The sequence below is a fragment of the Flavobacterium sp. 103 genome (genome assembly GCF_003096795.1).
GTDB lineage: Bacteria > Bacteroidota > Bacteroidia > Flavobacteriales > Flavobacteriaceae > Flavobacterium.
In genome coordinates, this window is sequence record NZ_QENX01000001.1 from 1244619 (window position 1) to 1264217 (window position 19599).

Annotated in this window: 20 protein-coding genes and 2 tRNA genes; 12 read left to right on the forward strand and 10 right to left on the reverse strand. The window is 35.4% G+C overall.

Features of this window, described 5'->3' with window-relative positions; all coding sequences use genetic code 11:
• Nucleotides 1-15 precede the first annotated feature (15 nt).
• Nucleotides 16-1176 (forward strand): formate-dependent phosphoribosylglycinamide formyltransferase, encoded by a 1161-nt coding sequence (purT, locus tag C8C85_RS05125; protein ID WP_116796112.1) that lies wholly within the window; start codon nt 16-18, stop codon nt 1174-1176.
• Here the strand turns inward: purT and C8C85_RS05130 are convergent, their stop codons facing one another.
• Complete coding sequence (locus tag C8C85_RS05130) at nt 1177-2040, reverse strand: AraC family transcriptional regulator (RefSeq protein ID WP_116796113.1); 864 nt, start codon at nt 2038-2040, stop codon at nt 1177-1179.
• A 90-nt stretch (nt 2041-2130) separates the two neighbouring features.
• Here C8C85_RS05130 and C8C85_RS05135 point away from each other — a divergent pair, with 90 nt between their 5' ends.
• The 7 genes from C8C85_RS05135 (at nt 2131) to C8C85_RS05165 (ending at nt 5276) form a co-directional block, all read left to right on the forward strand.
• Nucleotides 2131-2493, forward strand: coding sequence for a DUF983 domain-containing protein (locus tag C8C85_RS05135; protein ID WP_116796114.1), 363 nt, complete (start codon nt 2131-2133; stop codon nt 2491-2493).
• A 46-nt stretch (nt 2494-2539) separates the two neighbouring features.
• Nucleotides 2540-2860, forward strand: coding sequence for a DUF6370 family protein (locus C8C85_RS05140; protein ID WP_116796115.1), 321 nt, complete (start codon nt 2540-2542; stop codon nt 2858-2860).
• Nucleotides 2861-3436 (forward strand): Crp/Fnr family transcriptional regulator, encoded by a 576-nt coding sequence (locus tag C8C85_RS05145; RefSeq protein WP_116796116.1) that lies wholly within the window; start codon nt 2861-2863, stop codon nt 3434-3436. It begins immediately after the preceding gene.
• 78 nt (nt 3437-3514) lie between these two features.
• Nucleotides 3515-4231 (forward strand): pirin family protein, encoded by a 717-nt coding sequence (locus C8C85_RS05150; RefSeq protein WP_116796117.1) that lies wholly within the window; start codon nt 3515-3517, stop codon nt 4229-4231.
• 117 nt (nt 4232-4348) lie between these two features.
• A complete protein-coding gene (locus C8C85_RS05155; protein WP_116796118.1) occupies nt 4349-4633 on the forward strand; it encodes a GNAT family N-acetyltransferase in 285 nt (94 codons plus the stop codon).
• On the forward strand, nt 4633-5043 hold the full coding sequence (locus C8C85_RS05160) for an OsmC family protein (RefSeq protein ID WP_116796119.1): 411 nt from the start codon (nt 4633-4635) through the stop codon (nt 5041-5043). Before C8C85_RS05155 ends, C8C85_RS05160 begins: the two co-directional genes overlap by 1 nt.
• Nucleotides 5044-5045: 2 nt before the next feature.
• Complete coding sequence (locus tag C8C85_RS05165) at nt 5046-5276, forward strand: (4Fe-4S)-binding protein (protein WP_116796120.1); 231 nt, start codon at nt 5046-5048, stop codon at nt 5274-5276.
• Between the two features lie 44 nt (nt 5277-5320).
• On the opposite strand, the gene C8C85_RS05170 is transcribed toward C8C85_RS05165, so the two are convergent.
• The 3 genes from C8C85_RS05170 to C8C85_RS05180 all read right to left on the reverse strand — a co-directional run bounded on the left by C8C85_RS05170 (nt 5321) and on the right by C8C85_RS05180 (nt 9691).
• Nucleotides 5321-5878: a sugar O-acetyltransferase gene (locus C8C85_RS05170; protein WP_116796121.1), complete on the reverse strand. Its 558-nt coding sequence runs from the start codon at nt 5876-5878 to the stop codon at nt 5321-5323.
• A 9-nt stretch (nt 5879-5887) separates the two neighbouring features.
• Nucleotides 5888-8158, reverse strand: a complete 2271-nt coding sequence (locus C8C85_RS05175) for a glycosyltransferase (protein WP_116796122.1) — start codon at nt 8156-8158, stop codon at nt 5888-5890.
• Nucleotides 8159-8224: 66 nt separating this feature from the next.
• A complete protein-coding gene (locus tag C8C85_RS05180; RefSeq protein ID WP_116796123.1) occupies nt 8225-9691 on the reverse strand; it encodes a glycoside hydrolase family 130 protein in 1467 nt (488 codons plus the stop codon).
• Nucleotides 9692-10180: 489 nt separating this feature from the next.
• On the opposite strand from C8C85_RS05180, the gene fabD reads away from it, so the two are divergent.
• Entirely contained in the window at nt 10181-11053 is an 873-nt protein-coding gene (gene fabD / locus C8C85_RS05190) for an ACP S-malonyltransferase (RefSeq protein WP_116796125.1), read from the forward strand.
• 95 nt (nt 11054-11148) lie between these two features.
• Here fabD and galE read toward each other — a convergent pair whose 3' ends face one another.
• Nucleotides 11149-12162, reverse strand: a complete 1014-nt coding sequence (galE, locus tag C8C85_RS05195; protein WP_116796126.1) for a UDP-glucose 4-epimerase GalE — start codon at nt 12160-12162, stop codon at nt 11149-11151.
• Between the two features lie 46 nt (nt 12163-12208).
• On the reverse strand, nt 12209-13339 hold the full coding sequence (locus tag C8C85_RS05200; protein WP_116796127.1) for a DegT/DnrJ/EryC1/StrS family aminotransferase: 1131 nt from the start codon (nt 13337-13339) through the stop codon (nt 12209-12211).
• A gap of 262 nt (nt 13340-13601) precedes the next feature.
• Here C8C85_RS05200 and C8C85_RS05205 point away from each other — a divergent pair, with 262 nt between their 5' ends.
• Both C8C85_RS05205 and C8C85_RS05210 read left to right on the forward strand, forming a co-directional pair.
• Complete coding sequence (locus C8C85_RS05205; protein WP_116796128.1) at nt 13602-14843, forward strand: 3-deoxy-D-manno-octulosonic acid transferase; 1242 nt, start codon at nt 13602-13604, stop codon at nt 14841-14843.
• 232 nt (nt 14844-15075) lie between these two features.
• The gene (locus C8C85_RS05210; protein WP_116796129.1) at nt 15076-15291 is read left to right on the forward strand and encodes a hypothetical protein; all 216 of its coding nucleotides are present in this window, start codon (nt 15076-15078) and stop codon (nt 15289-15291) included.
• 161 nt (nt 15292-15452) lie between these two features.
• Here the strand turns inward: C8C85_RS05210 and C8C85_RS05215 are convergent, their stop codons facing one another.
• From C8C85_RS05215 to mutS, 4 genes are all read right to left on the reverse strand, one after another.
• Nucleotides 15453-15800, reverse strand: a complete 348-nt coding sequence (locus C8C85_RS05215; protein WP_116796130.1) for a DUF1508 domain-containing protein — start codon at nt 15798-15800, stop codon at nt 15453-15455.
• A gap of 128 nt (nt 15801-15928) precedes the next feature.
• Nucleotides 15929-16014, reverse strand: a tRNA-Leu gene (locus C8C85_RS05220).
• Nucleotides 16015-16093: 79 nt separating this feature from the next.
• A tRNA-Gly gene (locus tag C8C85_RS05225) sits at nt 16094-16166 on the reverse strand.
• Between the two features lie 146 nt (nt 16167-16312).
• A complete protein-coding gene (gene mutS / locus C8C85_RS05230) occupies nt 16313-18919 on the reverse strand; it encodes a DNA mismatch repair protein MutS (RefSeq protein ID WP_165818096.1) in 2607 nt (868 codons plus the stop codon).
• Between the two features lie 153 nt (nt 18920-19072).
• Between mutS and C8C85_RS05235 the strand changes: the two genes are divergently transcribed.
• Nucleotides 19073-19537, forward strand: coding sequence for a DUF1573 domain-containing protein (locus C8C85_RS05235; RefSeq protein ID WP_116798380.1), 465 nt, complete (start codon nt 19073-19075; stop codon nt 19535-19537).
• The last annotated feature ends 62 nt before the right edge of the window (nt 19538-19599 follow it).

Sequence of the window (19599 nt, forward strand, 5' to 3'; positions counted from 1 at the left end):
TATAAACTTCTTTCAATGAAAATACTACTTCTAGGCTCAGGCGAATTAGGAAAAGAATTTACAATCGCTGCACAACGCATCGGGCAAACCATAATTGCTGTAGACAGTTACGAAAATGCTCCTGCAATGCAAGTAGCACATGGTTTTGAAGTCATCAATATGCTCGATGGAGACGCTTTGGACAAAATCGTAGCCAAACACCAACCCGATTTCATTGTTCCCGAAATAGAAGCCATCAGAACCGAGCGTTTCTATGATTACGAAAAACAAGGAATAACCGTAGTTCCCTCTGCAAAAGCGGCAAACTTTACGATGAACAGAAAAGCCATTCGCGATTTGGCCGCCAAAGAACTAGGATTAAGAACCGCCAATTATCGTTATGCCACTTCAGCCGAAGAACTGCACAAAGGAGTTGAGGCCGTTGGAATGCCCTGCGTAGTGAAACCATTAATGTCTTCTTCTGGAAAAGGACAATCAACCATAAAAACTGCTGCTGATATTGACAAAGCTTGGCAATATGCCGTAGAAGGTTCCCGTGGCGATGTAGTTGAAGTCATAGTCGAAGCTTTCGTAAAATTCAATTCTGAGATCACATTATTGACAGTAGTTCAGAACAACAACCCTACTCTATTTTGCGCACCAATCGGTCACAGACAAGAACGTGGGGATTATCAAGAAAGCTGGCAACCCGCAAAAGTATCCGACAAAGACCTATACGAAGCACAAGACATGGCCGAAAAAGTAACCGAAGCTCTAGGCGGAGCGGGATTATTTGGTGTTGAATTTTTCCTAGCCGATGACGGTGTTTATTTCTCTGAATTATCACCAAGACCTCACGACACCGGAATGGTTACTTTGGCGGGAACGCAAAACTTTAATGAATTCGAATTGCATTTACGTGCCATTTTGAGCCTTCCAATTTTCGAAATTACTCTAGAAAAAGCAGGAGCGAGTGCCGTAATTTTAGCTTCCAAAAATTCAGGAAATCCAACTTTCACCGGAATAGAAAAAATAGCTGCTTTACCCAAGACTCATTTTAGACTTTTTGGAAAACCTACTTCAAGACCTTACCGTAGAATGGGCGTTGCTTTAGTCAATGACACTCTAGACACTCCAATTGAAGAAATAGTAGAAAAAGCAAAAGAAGCCGCTGGATTAATCAAAGTACATTCTTAATTACTTTTTAGAATCTCGAAAAGCAGTCGGCGTCATTGCGGCATGTTTCTTAAACAAACGCACAAAATAGGAATAGTCATCGAAACCCAACTCAGTTGCAATTTCGTTGACTGTTCTTTTTTTATCCATCAACATTCTTTTGGCTTCCAGAATAATCCTGTCCGTAATGACCTGAGTGGTGGTCTTTTTCAAAATTTCATTACATATCCTATTCAAATGCTTCAGCGTAATATGGAGTTGGGAAGCGTAAAAAGAAGGCGCTTTTTCTGTCCAAAAATACTTTTCCAAAAGCATATCAAAATCTTTGATCTTCAAATTATAAGAATGCGTTTCCAAAACATATTCTTCATTGTATTTTCTCGCAATTTCAATATGAATACTGTCCAATAAATTCATTATTTTATCCTGCTTCATTATTTTATTTCCTAGATATTCTTCAAGCATCTTATAAAAATAGAGTTCTATTGACTTTAATTCTTTGTCATCAAATATCATCTCGGGAGAATTCCCCAATGAAGAATAAAAAGGATAAGCCTCTATACTCTTTTGCCTAAAATAAAGATTGTACATCTCTTGGGAATAAAAAACAACAAACCCATCAATATCATCAGACAAACTCCAATGATGTATTTGTCCGGGCTGCATAAAAAACATACTCCCTGACTGGATCCCAAAAGTATCAAAATCGATGTCATGTGTTCCTGATCCTTTTGTAAAAATAACAAGCACATACGAATTATGTCTATGAGGTTCTTCCACAAAGCTGTGATCTACCAAATGATTTTTGAAAGTATTTATATAGAAATCACTATTGACATCATTGCAATTGAATCGCTGAATCGAATAAATTGGATATTTGCTCATAATTTCTAAATGTCTTTATTGTCCTATAATTGGCGAATATAGAAAATAGCTGTGACACGAATAAAAAATACCTTTGAAAAAAATAAAAAAATGTCACACTCACTTCTTCACATCCTAAATAATGATTGCCCTCATTGTCTTGAAGGGAAAGTATTTAATGAAAAAAATATTTTCTTAAATATTGGTTTTCCAAAAATGAATCAATATTGTCCTCATTGTCATTTTAAATTCGAAAAAGAGCCTGGCTATTTTTTTGGTGCCATGTATGTAAACTATGGATTAACCGTTGCACAAGGAATTGCCACTTACCTAATTGCACAACAATTTTTTACAGAAAGATTCGATTTAAGAATCATTGCCATTATTGCCATAGTTATTCTGTCAATGGCTTCTTTCAATATTCGTCTTTCAAGATTGCTATGGATTTACATGTTTAAAAACTATTCCATCTAGAATTAGAACCAAAATACTTAACTTAGGGCTTTCAAATCCGTCCTAAATGAAAAATCTATTCACAATCGTATTATTGTTTATAGCGCTAATATCAGGTGCTCAAGAAAAAAAGGAGCTATTAAAATCCCAAATTGTAGAAGTTTCTTGTGGTCAATGCCAATTTGGTTTAAAAGGAAAAGGCTGTGATTTAGCCGTTCGCATCGACGGTAAATCTTATTTTGTGGATGGAACAAAAATTGATGACCATGGAGATGCACACGCCAAAGACGGTTTTTGTGAAGCCATCAGAAAAGCGGAGGTTACCGGAAAAATAGTGAATAATCGTTTCCAAGTTACCTCCTTTACTTTACTTCCAGAGCAAAAATAAATGGAATTGATACTCAAAAACATTGAGCAACATGTAACGCTTACAGCTCAAGAAAAAGAACTTTTTCTGTCGAAAATAGAGATACACCATTACAAAGCCAAAACCATTTTATTGAACAGTGGCACGATTTGCAAACATTCCTATTTTGTAAATTCGGGTATTTTACGCAGTTTCAACGTTAACGATAATATTGTAGAACATGTATTGACTTTTGCTTGTGAAGGATGGTGGATTGGTGATATGTATAGCTTGCTTTCGCAAAAACCCGGTAACCTATTTATCGAAGTTTTGGAAGATGCCGAAGTGGTTTTATTATCCAAAGAAAATCAAGAAATACTGTATCGTGAAATCCCGAAACTAGAACGTTTCTTCAGAATACTTACCGAAAATTCATTGGTGGCTAACCAAGAACGCTTAATGGACAATCTCAGCCTCACCGCCGAAGAACGCTTTGAAAAATTCTGCAAAAAATACCCTACACTCATTCAGAAAATTGCCCAAAAGCAAATAGCGTCTTATTTAGGAGTTACACCCGAGTTTTTCAGCAAAATGAAAAGCAAAATGCTTAGGAAATAATTTCTTAATGTAGGTTAAGTGCAAAACGCTGACATCAGATATAAATTTGTATAACAAAAATCACTAAATTTATATATCATGAAAAATACAGTTTTACACAAAGCCGACACAAGAGGACACGCAGATCACGGATGGTTAAATGCTTATCACAGTTTTAGCTTCGCTAGTTGGTACAACCCAGATAGAGTTCAGTTTGGAACCTTACGCGTTTTAAACGACGATACTATTGGCGCCGGAATGGGTTTTGGCACACATCCACACGACAATATGGAAATCATTACTATTCCGTTGGAAGGTGATTTGGCTCACAAAGACAGCATGGGAAATGAATCGACTATAAAAACTGGCGATATACAAGTAATGAGTGCCGGAACTGGAATCCAACACAGTGAATTCAACCCAAATGCAGATTTACGCACCAAACTTTTTCAAATTTGGTTATTCCCAAAAACGAGAAATGTGACTCCACGCTACCAACAAATCACGTATGATACTACTGAACAAAAAAATAATTTTGCTCAAATATTATCTCCAAATCCTGATGATGCCGGAGTTTGGATTCATCAAGACGCTTGGTTTCATTTAGCCGATTTTGAAGCTGGTTTTTCTAAACAATATGAAGTAAAAAAAGAAGGAAACGGTATGTATGTTTTTGTAATATCTGGAACAATAACTGTTGACGATCAAGAACTAGAAACTCGTGATGGCTTAGGAATCACTGATTTCAAGACTTTGGATATCAAAGCAAAAACGGACGCAAAATTTCTATTAATGGAGATTCCGATGACATATTAAATAGACACTAAGTTACTAAGAAGCTGAGATTCTAAGATTAAAAAAAGTTCCATTTATAGAATTTAAAAAACTTAGAATCTCAGAAACTTAGATTCTTAGAAACTTAAAAAAACAACCATGACTGAAACAGTAAACATAGAATTCAACGAAAAAAATGGTAATTTCAATATTACCTCCGAAGGCAGAAAAGTAGCTTTAATGACTTTTGTATTTGCCGGTCCCGATAAAATCATCATTGACCATACCGAAGTTTCTCCAGTATTCAACGGAAAAGGGTTGGGTAAAAAATTAGTAGAAAAAGCAGTTGAAGTAGCGAGAGAGAAAAACTGGAAGATTATCCCCTTATGTCCTTTTGCCAAAAAGACTTTTGACAGAAACCCACAATTTAAAGATGTATTATAATGGAAGATCTTTTCGAAAATGACATACTTGGTCGCATTGGTACACAAAAGTACTTATGCAACATCACTTGGAGAAACGGGCAATTCCTTATGGACGAACCTGAAAATGTTGGCGGAAGAGATTTAGGAATGGATCCGTTTTCTACTTTAATGGCTTCTTTGGCGGGCTGCACACTTTCTACCCTAAGAATGTACATTGACAGAAAAGAATGGATAATCCCAGAAATAAATATTTCACTAAATTTATACCAAGAAACAGTAGTTGGCGAATTGACAACAACAATAAGACGAAATATCACCTTTTCGGGAGAAGTTACTGCCGAGCAAAAAGAACGATTGCTGATCATTGCTGATAAATGTCCCATTTCAAAATTACTTAAAGGAAAAACAATCATTAACACCTCAATATAGCCATGGATCCAAAAAACATTAAAAAAGAATATACCAATGGTGAAGTAACCATTGTATGGCAATCAGGAAAATGCATTCATTCCGGAAATTGCGTTCGCAATAATCCTGACGTTTTCAAACCCAAAGAACAACCTTGGATTACGCCCGAAAATTCAACAACAGAAAAAATTATTGAAACAATCAATAAATGTCCTTCAGGAGCATTGAGTTTTTACATGAATAAAAAGGATTAGTCCAAAGTGATTAGTAAATAGGAATTAGCAAAAAACGAAAACTTTTAGTCAATATTCAATTTCCGAATCACTTTTGCAGGATTACCCACTGCCAATGAATTTTCAGGAATATCCTTGGTCACTACAGATCCCGCACCAATGACACAACCGGCACCAATAGTAACTCCCGGACAAATCACAGAGTTCCCTCCTATCCAACAATCATCACCTATGGATACGGGTTTTGAACTTTCGACAGTTCTTCTTTCAATAGCATTCAGCGGATGGGTTGCCGTATAAATATGGACTCCGGGTGCAAAGAAAACATTATTCCCAATAGTCACTTTCATCGTGTCCAAAACCACACAATTGACATTGAAATACACATTCTCCCCCGAATGTATATTGTATCCATAATCACAATGAAACGGTGGTTCTATATACAGTCGCTTATGGGAATTCGGCATCAACTCCCGAAGAATCGCACGTGATCTCCCATTCATCAAATATTCGGTTACATTGAGTTTATGCAATAATTTTTTGGCTTTGGTACGCTCTTCTATTAATTGCTTATCATTGGCAAAATAGATTTCGCCCAAAAGCATTTTTTCTTTTTCGGTCATTTTTCCAAATTATAATTCAAATTGTAAAACATTTGAAGTATCTAAATGTCTGTATTTGTCATAATCTTTATACTTATTCATGATGAGCTGTGCCTTAAAAAAACAAAGTGTCGACTCCGCACCTTGATTAATATTGACGTTTTTTTCTTCAAGCCCATCGTAAGAAGCTCCATTTACTCGATTATAAATAATCTGATTCAGATGATTATTCCCCAAAAACCATGAAAATGCAAGATTCAATTGGTCTCTGTATTTGACATTACCCGTTACTTCATAGAACAAATGCAAGGTAATAATTGTTGTCGCAACTTCAATAGGTTGCTCTCCGTAAGTATTTTTTTTCACCCCCTTAACAAACCAACCTCTATTTGAAATTACACTTAATTCCCCTTTCATAAAATAATGTGACAAGAGAAAATCAAAGGTAATCAAGGCTATATTTTTGTATTTTAAATCTCCTGTAGCTAAAAAACTAAAGAGCATCGCTTCGGGAAGTACATTATTGGCATAAGTCATATAATCTTCGTACCAACACCATTCTTCATCAGAGTTAATGTGATAATGATTTAATAATTTGTCTGCAAGTTGTGCTATATTTTTTTTAATTCCTTTCTCTTGATTAGCCTGATAATAGTAATAAAGCCCCTTGAGAGTGTAGGCAATCGCTCTGGGAGACGTAACGGCATCGATATGCACAGTGGCTTTGTCCCAAGCTTTTTGTGCTTGTTGAACTAAATCTATCGGAAGTTTTTTTTGATGAGCCAACAAAAAACCTAAACTCCACAATGCCCTTCCATTGCAATCCTCAAGATTCACCAACTCATTCTGTTTTGTCAATTGGCGATTAATATCTTTGTAATTGTCGAATCTGCCATCTTCTCGCTGAATTTCAACAATAAAATTCAAATAGATTTCTGCCAAATCCAAAGCAATTGGATCTGCACTCATATCATAATACATCACTATATTAATCAATGCTCGAGCATTATCATCTAAAGTATAACCTGCAGATAAATCGGGTTGGCTAAAATTTGAGAATTGAAGAATCCCATAATCTGTTGTTAATTCTTTGATGTGATCCAACTTTATAGGTGGAAAAGTGAATCTTAATTTCTCCTTACTTTCTGTCACTTCAGCAAATAGGAACGCGTATTTTAAAGCAATATTCTCCCACGTTGTTTCGTGTGTAAACGCATAACCATTGCGCCCCATTCTCAATCGTTTTTCTTTGTTTTCAACCAGTTCCAATATGGCACTTTTGAATTCTTCGGGTTTATCAAATTCATGTAACAATATTCCAATACTCGAGTTTAAACTCTCTACAGCATGAGCTATCGGAGTTGAAATAATCGCACAGCCACAACTCATCGCATATGCAAAAGTTCCACTCACGGCCTGATTAGGATCTTTGGAAGCAAACAGATAAATGTCTGACAAAATCAAATAGTTAAGCAGTTGCTTTAACTCCAAGAATTCATTGATAAAGAAAACATTATTCTCAATTTTGAGTTTTTTGGCCGTATCCATAAGCATATTACGGTATTTCTCCCCTTCTTTTTTTAAGACTTCAGGATGCGTTTTCCCGATTACCAAATAAATAACTTCAGGATGTTTTGCTATAATATCGGGCAGTGCATATAAAACGGTTTCAATATTTTTATTATCACTAATTAATCCAAATGTTGACAATACTGTTTTACCGGAATAATTGAATTCGTTTTTTAGTTTTTCCTTTTGATCCCAAAGGACCATGTGAGTGCCGTGTGGTATTATTCTTAATTTTGATTCCTGACAATCATAATCCTTTATTAAAATCTCTTGGGAGCTTTTGGTCAGCACCACAATCTTGTTAGACAAATCAATGATAGCCTTAACTATTTTTTTTAATTTATCATTCGGTCCAGGCAATACTGTATGAAAAACTGTTGCAATAGGTTTGTTTATTGCCAATAAAAAGGATAACAAATAATTCCCATAATCCCCTTCAAAAAGACCAAATTCATGCTCAATACAAACCATTCCAATATCATCACGGTTGTTGATTTTTTCAGCCAGAATACGATATTCATCAATCGAAGAAACTGTTAGTGCATAATGCACATCAAGACCATATTCAAATTGATTTTCTTCTTTTTGCAAAGCACAAACCTCTATGGGCAGCGAATCCCCAAAGATTAACTTAACGGAATTAACTACATCACTAGAAAAAGTTGCCAATCCACATTGTCTCGGCGGATAAGAACTCATCAACAGTATGATTTTGCTTTCTTTTGCTTTCACTTATATTTATTTTCTATTTCCATCGATGTTTACAGTCCATTTTAGATTGAGTTCATTACCTAGTAATTACTTCTTACTGTTTTTCAGAGCAACCATTAATTCCACCATATCCACTACGGCGTAAGTGGAAGAATAATCCGAAACAGCATAAGGCAATATGAGGCTGTTATTGTGAATTATCGAACCACAGGAATATACCACATTAGGAACGTATCCTTCGCGTTCATCTTCCAAAGGAGTTAGCAATGGCTCAGGTAATCTGCCTATTTCCTTTGAGGGATCATCCAAATCAAACAATGACGCACCTATACAATAACGTCTCATAGCCCCTACTCCATGTGTGATCACCAGCCAACCTTCTTGAGTCCACAAGGGAGAGCCACAATTCCCTATTTGAGTATATTCCCATGGATATTCGGGTCTCTGAATAATTTGTGGGTCTTTCCATTCATTGGGTCGTGTCGAATACATCAGATAATTGTTGACTCCATCTATTCTACCCAACATGGCATATTTACCTTTTATCTTCTTAGGAAATAACGCCATTCCTTTGCTCTGTGAGCCTTCACCATACAAAGGCATTATGCGGAAAGTATAAAAATCCTCAGTGGTAATTAATTTTGAAAGGACCGAATGCCCATTATAAGCTGTATAGGTTCCCATTACACTTTCAGTACCATCATCATCAACAAAACGAACAAAACGGGCATCTTCAATTCCGCGACTCTCAACATCAGATACTGGAAATATAACGCGCTCGGAAATATCGGAATCATGCTTGAATTGTATGTCATAAAACGAATCCAACAACCAAATCACTTCTTCATAAGCTTCTTTTTTTTCTTTACTGATGTTTTTACACTCTAATTCTTTATTTATCAAATCTTTAAACACGGAATACTCAAAGACTTCTGGCAAGTCACACAAGATGGGTGAATAAATATCCAGTGTATGCATTTCATCCAATTTGGACAAAAAGCGTTTTTTATTAAACATCATTTTATGTGAAATCTCAGCTTTTTCAATACTATCTCCAATTCGCATCATCCTTAGATTATTGTCTTTGTCAATAATTCCTCTTCTAAATACGATAGACGACACATGTCCTTCTCCTGTAGCCCGAAATGAAATAACAACTCGCTTTTCTCCTTTTTCCAAACTCGATTGATCAAAATCTTCCACCATTGAAGGATTAAAAAACGCAGCTGATTCTATGGAGTATTCCATGGTAAGATAGGAACCTATTAGCATTTTTCTTTCTTCTGACAGTCCCTCAAAATTTATTTGCATTTCTTCAATTATTGGCCGAACATTTCCGCAATGTCTATAAAATAAAGACGAAATATTCCGGTGCCGTCTTGCAAACTCTCTATTTATCTGTTCCAAAGTATGATTAACCTGTTGATCGTTCATAACCAATATACGAGCAACCAATTCTTTGGTTCTTTCTTCTCCACTCATAAAATATCGAGCAACAACTCTACTGGAATCAGGCAAAAACTTTATATTTTTTCGGGTAACAGAGACTTTCATAAAACTATTTTTTAATTATAATACAAGAAAAAGTATTCTGGTTGCTGCAGAAAGGCATTTTAGTTTTTATCCTATTTTATCATCTTGATAAATAAGTCCAACTTCATCTAATCAGGGCTTGCGTAATTTTATCAATCCAGACTAAATAGTCTTGTCATTTTAGGAAAATAGTGGATTTAAAAAATCTTTTTTTTTACGCTAAATAAAATCAAACCCAACCAAATTTACGAATAAAAAATCACTTAAGCGCATGATAATTATCATATTACACCCTAATATAAAGCATGATCTTATAAAAACAAAACAATCTTATTTAGCCCTGATGGAAGGGAAAATCCCACACTTTTGGGTGTGGATTGGAATGACAGCAGGAGAAATCATCTTGAAATACAAAAAATTGCTGCTCCTAAAAAAAATAGTACTTTTGCAGTCGGTTTTTTGATTTCACTTTTAAAAACCTGAAACTTTTAAAAATTAAAACAAAAAAATATGAAGGCATACGTATTTCCAGGTCAAGGTGCGCAATTCACAGGAATGGGCAAAGACTTATATGAAAACTCCCCATTAGCAAAAGAATTATTCGAAAAAGCAAATGAGATTTTAGGTTTCCGCATTACAGATATTATGTTTGAAGGGACAGCTGAGGAATTGAAAGAAACCAAAGTGACTCAACCGGCAGTTTTCTTGCATTCGGTTATTTTGGCCAAAACATTGGAAGATTTCAAGCCTGAAATGGTAGCAGGACACTCTTTGGGTGAATTTTCTGCATTGGTTGCCAATGGTACTTTATCTTTTGAAGACGGATTAAAATTAGTTTCACAACGAGCGTTGGCAATGCAAAAAGCCTGCGAGATCACACCATCAACAATGGCTGCTGTTTTGGGATTGGCTGATAATATCGTTGAAGAAGTTTGTGCTTCGATTGATGGTATTGTGGTTGCAGCAAATTATAACTGTCCTGGACAATTAGTTATTTCGGGAGAAACCATAGCTGTAGAAAAAGCTTGTGAAGCAATGAAAGCCGCTGGCGCAAAAAGAGCTTTATTATTACCTGTTGGTGGCGCTTTTCACTCACCAATGATGGAACCTGCAAGAGAGGAACTTGCTGCCGCTATTGAAGCGACTACATTCTCTACTCCTATTTGCCCAGTGTATCAAAACGTGACAGCAAGCGCAGTATCTGACGCCAACGAAATCAAGAAAAACTTAATTATTCAATTGACCGCTCCGGTACGTTGGACACAATCTGTACAACAAATGATTGCTGACGGCGCTACTCTATTTACAGAGGTTGGGCCTGGAAAAGTATTGGCTGGTTTGATTGGAAAAATTGATAAAGAGGCTGTAACGGCGAACGCATAAAATTTAGATTGCAGATTGCAGAATAAAAACAAAAAAATCCCAAATTATCTTTGATAGTTTGGGATTCTGTTTTTCTGATATCTACATTCTAAAATCTAACTTCTAATTTTCTGTTCCCATTTCCAGGCGCTGGCCATGGCTTCATCCAAGGTTGACTGTGCCTTCCAGCCCAAAATATTATTGGCTTTATCGGTATTGGCATAAGCTTCGGTAATATCGCCTTCTCTTCGAGGAACAATCTTATAAGGGAGTTTTTTACCACTCACTTTTTCGAAACTGCGAATCACTTCCAAAACTGAACTTCCTGTTCCTGTTCCCAGATTAAACGTTTCTACTTTGTCCAGGTTCTTTTTATTCAGTAAACGCTGCAAAGCAATAACATGGGCCTTAGCCAAATCGACTACGTGTATGTAATCTCGAATACAAGTCCCGTCCGGCGTAGGATAGTCATCTCCAAAAACGGATAATTCCTGACGCAAACCAAAACCAGTTTGGGTAATAAAAGGCACTAAGTTTTGTGGTACGCCCAATGGTAGTTCCCCAATTTCGGCAGAAGGGTGTGAACCAATCGGATTGAAATAGCGCAATAAAATAGCGTTGATATTGGTCGCCTTTGCAACATCAATTATAATTTCTTCCCCTATTTTCTTGGTATTACCATAAGGGGACATTGGCTGTTGCACTGGAGCATTTTCGGTAATTGGCATTTTTTCGGCTTGACCATAAACCGTACAAGACGAACTAAAGATAAAATTAGCTTCGTCTTTCTTTTCTAATTCCTGCAAAATGTAAACCAACGTACCTAAGTTGTTTTCATAATACAGCAAAGGATTTTCCACGCTTTCACCCACTGCTTTAGAAGCTGCAAAATGAATAACTCCTTTAACATCATTATGCTTTTTGAAAAAGTCCTGCACGCTCTTTTTTTCACGTAAATCCAACTTTTCAAATATTGGCATCCTGCCTGTAATAGCAACAATCCCTTTTAAAACTTCTTCCGAAGAATTAGAAAGATTATCAATAATCACAACCTCAAAACCCTCATTTTGTAATTCGACTACAGTATGGGAACCAATGAAACCTAAACCTCCTGTTACTAGTATTTTCATGTTTGTTTATATAAAAAAGACGCTATAGATAGCGTCTTTATGGAAATTATTTTAAATATTCTAAAACACTGTCCGTTATAAATTTAATTTGATCATCATCAAGTTCTGTATGCATCGGTAGTGAAATTACTTCTTTTACCAATTGATTCGTTACCGGAAAATCTTCCTCTTTGTAACGCACATCCAAATACGCTTTTTGCGAATGCAACGGAATCGGGTAATATATAGCACATGGAATTCCTTTGTCCAGCAAATGTTGCATTAATCCGTCTCTATTAGCCCCAACAATTCGCAATGTATATTGGTGGAAAACATGGCAATCACAATTATCGCAAATACTAGGAGCAACAATATTTTTGTGCCCTTCAAAAGCAGCAGTATATTTTCTGGCAGCATTTTGTCTTGCTTTTCCATATTCATCTAAAAAAGGCAATTTAGCATTAAGCACAGCGGCTTGAATACTGTCCAAACGAGAATTCACGCCTACTACATCATGGTGATAACGTTCATACATTCCGTGATTTACGATTCCGCGCAGTTTGTGTGCCAAAGCATCATCATTGGTAAAAATAGCGCCACCATCACCATAACATCCTAAATTTTTTGACGGAAAAAAAGAAGTAGAAGATACATGACCTATTGTTCCCGCTTTCTTTTTAGTCCCATCAGAGAATTTACAATTCGCTCCTATAGCTTGCGCATTATCTTCAATTACATACAAATTATGTTCTTTGGCGATAGCCATAATAGCTTCCATATTGGCAGCTCGCCCAAATAAATGAACCGGCACAATCGCTTTGGTTTTTGGTGTAATCGCTTTTTTGATAGCCTCAATAGAAATATTCATATTCACCATATCCACATCTACCAAGACAGGCGTTAATTGCAACAATGCAATCACTTCAACAGTAGCTGCAAAAGTAAAATCGGCTGTAATAACTTCGTCGCCAGGCTTTAAATCCAATCCCATCATGGCGATTTGCAAGGCATCGGTTCCGTTAGCACAAGGAATTACGTGCTTAACATCTAAATATTCTTCTAACGATTTTTGAAATTTATGAACCTGTGGCCCATTAATATAAGTATTGGTATCCAAAACTTCCTGAATCGAAGCATTTACAGTTGCTGCGATTTTATCGTATTGACTTTTTAAGTCAACCATTTGTATTTTTTTCATGTATTCTTTTTTAGTATCCTATGCCTTTCAAAGGAACAATTAATAGAAGTAAACTTGCTTTAAGATCAAATTTAACTGCAATTTAGCCATCACAAACAAGCATCACAAAAATAGTTATTTAATGAGTTTAAACCAATCAAACCCACAATAAAAAATATTTTTCCGATGAAATAAAAAGTGGGTTCCTGACAACGATAATTTAAACATTTATTAGGAAAGAAAATAACACAAAGAAAATGTATTTTTACAAAAAAAATCATCAATGCATTTTCTTTATAATTTAGCCATTCTGTCTACCCAATTTTTATTAAAAATCATAGCTTTTTTCAGCACTAAAATGAAACTTTTCGTTGATGGAAGAAAAGATGTTTTTACAATTTTAGAACAAAAAATATCAGCTAAAGACCAGACCATTTGGTTTCACGCTGCGTCTTTAGGTGAATACGAGCAAGGCCTGCCTGTGATTGAAAAAATCAAAGAAAAGTATCCAACCCATAAAATCGTGATTACCTTTTTTTCTCCATCAGGTTATGAAGTTCGAAAAAATAATACTGTTGCCGACGCAACGGTTTATCTACCTTTGGACACCCCAAAAAACGCAAAACGCTTTTTAGAATTGGTACATCCAGACTTTGTATTCTTCATTAAATATGAATTTTGGATTAATTATCTAGACCAATTGCAAAAACAAAACATTCCAACTTATTTGATTTCAGGTATTTTTAGAGAAAAGCAATTATTCTTCAAATGGTATGGTGGTTTTTACAGAAAAGCGTTGGACACCTTTACCCATTTTTTTGTACAAAATGAAAACTCAGAAAAACTAATTACCCAGTTAGGAAAAACCAATGTCACTGTTTCTGGCGACACTCGATTTGACAGAGTTGTTGCTATCTTGGAAAAAGACAATGCTTTGGACTTTATAGCTCAATTTAAAAACAATAAAACAACAATCGTAATAGGAAGTTCTTGGCCTAAAGACGAAACACTACTTTCAGAATACATCAATTTATGCACTCACGATGTTAAATTCATCATTGCACCCCACAACATAAAACCAGAACAAATCAAACAACTACAAAATAGTATCACTAAAAAAACGGTATTGTTTTCAGAAAAAGAGAACAAAGATTTATCACAATTTGAAGTATTTATAGTTGACACCATTGGTATATTGACCAAGATTTACAGTTATGGAGACATTGCCTATGTAGGTGGTGGTTTTGGAAATCCAGGCGTACACAATTTGTTGGAACCAGCTACTTTTGGAATCCCGATCGTAATTGGCCCAAATTATTCTCATTTTGACGAAGCCATTAATTTAGTAAAAATTGGAGGCTGCATCTCAATAAACGATTCTAAAGAGCTCCAAATAGCCTTTTCAACTTTAATTCAAAACACTGACATAAGACATCAAAAAGGGGAGATTTGCAGCTCTTTTGTACAAAAAAACAAAGGAGCCACTAACAGCATTTTGGAAAAAATAACTCACAAGAAAAGCTAAAAACAAAAGAATTACAACTATTTGTAACCGAGTGAAAAAGAAACATAAAACCACATAAATCAAGAAGATATTTTATCTTTTGTAATTATTTACCTATTTTATATTCCCTAAAAGAAAAAGCTAACCCCTTGATTGAAAATTATTTTTAAAAAATAAATGAAAAAATATTTTACATATTAAAAATTTTATATCTTTGCCACGAATTAATAATTAACCTTTATATTAAATTAAGATGAAAAAAGTATTTTTAAGTTTAGCTGTTGTTGCTGTATTAACTGTTGTATCTTGTAAAAAAGCTGATGCTCCTGCTGAAGAAACTACTGCTGTAGATTCTACTGCTGTTGCTCCTGCTGATACTACTGCTGTAGCTGCTGATACTGCTGCTGTAGCTGTTGATTCTGCTGCTGCTGCACCTGCTGCAACTCCTGCTGCTGCTCCAGCTAAGTAATTTCAAATTACGCTAGAAAAAAATAAGCTGCATTCAATGCAGCTTTTTTTTTGGACCTATTTCAACGAATCTATCATTTCACTACTTTGAAAGATATTCAAAAAAAAATACCATCACGAAATCGTGATGGTATTTTTTTTTCTTTTATCATACCCTAATAATCAATCCAAAAAAATCAAATCATTATCCGAGAAGTCCAAGATTTCCGAAACTGACGCATATTTCATGATTTCATCAATCCCCTTCTGAACCCTTAATTCAGTCGTATATTTTCTACTTAAAGCAAAAGGCGCCCCATCCAAAAACAGCTTAAAAAAATATTTACCCCCAGCCGATTTGTGCTTATCAAAAGTCGCCAGATTAATATTGCTTTTAAAATACTCAACTGCTTCTTCGCACTCAAACTTAAGCTCATACTTCAAGCTCGTAAAAATAACTTTCCCTTTTCTGGAAGTAAACACAAACTTATATTGATCATCAAATCTTTTACTAATTACAAAAGCCCCCATTTGATTTTAGAATTTAAAATTTAGATTACCGATTTCAAACAAAAGATTAAATCACTGACACACAAACTAGTTCATCATTATAATTTACACAAATAAAAAAAGCTCCAAACATAGTTTGAAGCTTTTTGTACTCAGAGCGGGACTTGAACCCGCACGAACATTGCTGTTCACTGGATTTTAAGTCCAGCGTGTCTACCAATTTCACCATCCGAGCATTATACTTTTCGGTTTTATATATAATTTTTTAGAAAAATTAATTAAATATAGCACCATCCGAGCATTAGACGATTTTGAGCGAAAAACGGGGCTCGAACCCGCGACCTCGACCTTGGCAAGGTCGCGCTCTACCAACTGAGCTATTTTCGCATTTCATTCTTAAAAAGAACCGCAACACTTATCTCGTATTGCGGTTGCAAATTTAGAATATTTATTCAATTACACAAGGCTTTTTTTGAAAAAAAATTGATATAAAATTTAACGTTCTGACAACGATAACTTTAAATCTACAAAAATTATTTCCTTGATAGCATTCTTTTAATCTCATTGAGTTTCATCAATGCTTCAACAGGAGTAATTGCGTTTATATCCAAATTAACAATCTCTTCTTTTATTTCCTCCAGCAAAGGATCATCAAGATTAAAGAAGCTCATTTGCATTTCATCTTTTGCCGATTTTATACCATTCAATACATCACTCGAATGGTTTTTTTCTAATTTCTTCAGCATTTTTTGTGCTCTTGAAATAACAAGTTGAGGCATTCCCGCCATTTTGGCTACATGGATACCAAAACTGTGTGCGCTTCCCCCTTTTACTAGTTTTCGAATAAAAAGCACTGTATCCTTTAATTCTTTTACAGAAACATTATAATTCTGAATTCGAGGCATCGTCTCACTCATCTCATTCAATTCGTGATAATGCGTCGCAAACAATGTTTTGGGTCTGGATGGATGCTCGTGCAAAAACTCGGCGATAGCCCAAGCAATAGAAATCCCGTCATAAGTACTCGTTCCTCTTCCAATTTCATCCAACAACACCAAACTTCGATCGGATATATTATTCAAAATAGAAGCGGTTTCATTCATCTCGACCATAAAAGTAGACTCTCCCATCGAAATATTATCTGAAGCACCCACTCTGGTAAATATCTTATCCACAATTCCCATCCTAACACTTCCCGCCGGAACAAAACTTCCCATTTGCGCAAGCAACACAATCAAAGCTGTTTGACGCAATATTGCCGACTTACCCGACATATTGGGTCCGGTAATCATAATTAATTGTTGTGTTTCCCTATCTAAGAAAACATCATTCGTAATATATGGAACTCCAACAGGTAATTGCTTTTCGATTACGGGATGCCTTCCATCTTTAATTTCCAGTTCGAATGTTTCATCAATTTCAGGGCAAACATATTTGTTTTCTATTGCCAATTGCGTAAAGCAGCACAAACAATCCAATTGCGCCACCAAATTGGCATTCATCTGAACCGGCTTGATGTAAGTTGCCACCCAACTCACCAATTGTTCGAATAAATCGCTTTCAATTTTTTGAATTTTCTCTTCCGCCCCTAAAATTTTAGTTTCATATTCCTTTAGCTCCTCGGTAATATAACGCTCCGCACTTACTAATGTTTGCTTTCTAATCCACTCTGCAGGAACTTTATCTTTATGCGTATTTCGAACTTCAATATAATATCCAAAAACATTGTTGAACGATATTTTCAATGACGAAATTCCTGTACGTTCGGATTCTCTTTTCTCAATTCCTTCCAAAAACTGTTTTCCAGAAGTAGATATCGCTCGTAAATCATCCAATTCAGCATTAATTCCTTTAGCAATCGCGTTCCCTTTGGCAATTGCCACGGGAGCATCCTGATTTAAGGTAGTCTGTATTTTTTCACGCAACAAATCACAACTATGTAAACTGTCACCGATTACTTTTACAGCTTCTTGCGGACTTGACAAAGCCAATGTCTTGATTGGAATAATAGCATCCAATGACTCTTTCAGATAAACCACTTCACGAGGAGAAACTTTACCTGTTGCAATTTTGGAAATCAAACGCTCCAGATCCGAAATCTGCTTGATTTGATTTTGAATATTTTTTAAAACATCTTGGTTTTCTTTCAAATAAGAAACCACTTGATGACGACTTTTTATTTTATTAGCGTCTTTTAACGGCAATGCCAACCAACGTTTTAACAAACGACCTCCCATTGGCGAAAGCGTTTTATCAATTACATCCAATAATGTAACAGCATTAGGATTATAACTATGATACAATTCCAGATTACGAATCGTGAATCGATCCATCCAAACATAGGCATCCTCAGCAATTCTATGGATAGCCGTAATGTGCTGTACTCTATTATGCTGTGTTTCGGATAAATAATAAAGAATGGCACCCGATGCAATAATTCCTTCTCTCAATTCTTCGATTCCAAAACCTTTTAAAGAAACAGTTTGAAAATGTTTCGTCAATGTTTCTAAAGCATAATCTTCTTTAAAAATCCAATCTTCCAAATAGAAATTATGGAAATCCTCCCCGAAAATTTCACGGAATTCGCTTTTGCTGTTTTTTGGAACCAAAACCTCACTCGGATTGAAATTTTGAAGCAATTTATCTATGTATTCAGCATTCCCTTGGGCAGTAAGAAATTCACCAGTGGAAACATCCAAAAATGAAACACCAATCATTTTATTGGCAAAATAAACTGCCGCAAGAAAATTATTGGTTTTAGAATGCAAAACCTCATCATTCATGGAAACTCCCGGCGTAACAAGTTCCGTAACTCCACGTTTAACGATGGTTTTGGTCATTTTGGGATCTTCCAATTGATCACAAATAGCCACTCGAAGCCCCGCTTTGACTAATTTAGGCAAATAAGTATTGATAGAATGATGAGGAAAACCAGCCAGTGCAGTCTCAGTCTCGGAACCCGCCCCTCTTTTCGTTAATGTGATTCCCAGAATTTTAGAAGCCCGAACGGCATCTTCTCCAAAAGTTTCATAAAAATCCCCAACACGAAACAACAAGCAAGCATCAGGATATTTCCTTTTGATTTCATTGTATTGTTTCATTAATGGAGTCTCTTTAACTATCTTATCTTTTGCTGCCAAAATTGTTGTATTAGAATGAATAAAAAACTCAGCGAATTTATAATTTTATACCGCAAAAAACTAAGGCGAAAAAAAATTAAATTAGTTTTAAGAAAAATTTACAATACAATTTTGTTAATTTGTTTAAATTTGTCAATCAAATCTAAAAAGACTATGAAAAAAATACTTCTATTAGCGATGCTAACTATTTTAGGAACAACTGTTTCTAACGCTCAAGAGACTTCAAAAAAAGCAAAAAAAGCAAAAACAACAGCTGTTGCTGCATTACCAAAAGTAGATGGTGCAGGAATGGTTTTTGAAAATGAAACTATTGATTATGGAACCGTAGCTCACAATGCTGATGGTAACCGTCAATTTGTTTTCACTAATAATGGTAACAAACCATTAATCATCACAAATACTCAAGGATCTTGTGGATGTACTGTACCAACTACACCAAAAGAACCAATTGCGCCAGGAGCTAAAGGAGTTATTGGAGTTAAATATGCTACAGACAGAGTAGGTCCATTTACAAAAACTGTGACTGTAACTTCAAATGCTGAAGGTCAACCAACAAAAACCCTTACAATTAAAGGAACTGTTTTACCAGACGCTGCACCTGCTGCAACAAAAAGCTAACATTACTTTTTTATCAAATAAAGAAAGGCTTCCTGATTTTTGGGAAGCCTTTTTTATAAAAA

Excerpts from the sequence above, each read along its gene's own strand:
- purT (WP_116796112.1), top strand. The coding sequence starts at position 16 with ATGAAAATACTACTTCTAGGCTCAGGCGAATTAGGAAAAGAATTTACA.
- C8C85_RS05130 (WP_116796113.1), bottom strand. The coding sequence starts at position 2,040 with ATGAGCAAATATCCAATTTATTCGATTCAGCGATTCAATTGCAATGAT.
- C8C85_RS05135 (WP_116796114.1), top strand. The coding sequence starts at position 2,131 with ATGTCACACTCACTTCTTCACATCCTAAATAATGATTGCCCTCATTGT.
- C8C85_RS05140 (WP_116796115.1), top strand. The coding sequence starts at position 2,540 with ATGAAAAATCTATTCACAATCGTATTATTGTTTATAGCGCTAATATCA.
- C8C85_RS05145 (WP_116796116.1), top strand. The coding sequence starts at position 2,861 with ATGGAATTGATACTCAAAAACATTGAGCAACATGTAACGCTTACAGCT.
- C8C85_RS05150 (WP_116796117.1), top strand. The coding sequence starts at position 3,515 with ATGAAAAATACAGTTTTACACAAAGCCGACACAAGAGGACACGCAGAT.
- C8C85_RS05155 (WP_116796118.1), top strand. The coding sequence starts at position 4,349 with ATGACTGAAACAGTAAACATAGAATTCAACGAAAAAAATGGTAATTTC.
- C8C85_RS05160 (WP_116796119.1), top strand. The coding sequence starts at position 4,633 with ATGGAAGATCTTTTCGAAAATGACATACTTGGTCGCATTGGTACACAA.
- C8C85_RS05165 (WP_116796120.1), top strand. The coding sequence starts at position 5,046 with ATGGATCCAAAAAACATTAAAAAAGAATATACCAATGGTGAAGTAACC.
- C8C85_RS05170 (WP_116796121.1), bottom strand. The coding sequence starts at position 5,878 with ATGACCGAAAAAGAAAAAATGCTTTTGGGCGAAATCTATTTTGCCAAT.
- C8C85_RS05180 (WP_116796123.1), bottom strand. The coding sequence starts at position 9,691 with ATGAAAGTCTCTGTTACCCGAAAAAATATAAAGTTTTTGCCTGATTCC.
- fabD (WP_116796125.1), top strand. The coding sequence starts at position 10,181 with ATGAAGGCATACGTATTTCCAGGTCAAGGTGCGCAATTCACAGGAATG.
- galE (WP_116796126.1), bottom strand. The coding sequence starts at position 12,162 with ATGAAAATACTAGTAACAGGAGGTTTAGGTTTCATTGGTTCCCATACT.
- C8C85_RS05200 (WP_116796127.1), bottom strand. The coding sequence starts at position 13,339 with ATGAAAAAAATACAAATGGTTGACTTAAAAAGTCAATACGATAAAATC.
- C8C85_RS05205 (WP_116796128.1), top strand. The coding sequence starts at position 13,602 with ATGCATTTTCTTTATAATTTAGCCATTCTGTCTACCCAATTTTTATTA.
- C8C85_RS05210 (WP_116796129.1), top strand. The coding sequence starts at position 15,076 with ATGAAAAAAGTATTTTTAAGTTTAGCTGTTGTTGCTGTATTAACTGTT.
- C8C85_RS05215 (WP_116796130.1), bottom strand. The coding sequence starts at position 15,800 with ATGGGGGCTTTTGTAATTAGTAAAAGATTTGATGATCAATATAAGTTT.
- C8C85_RS05235 (WP_116798380.1), top strand. The coding sequence starts at position 19,073 with ATGAAAAAAATACTTCTATTAGCGATGCTAACTATTTTAGGAACAACT.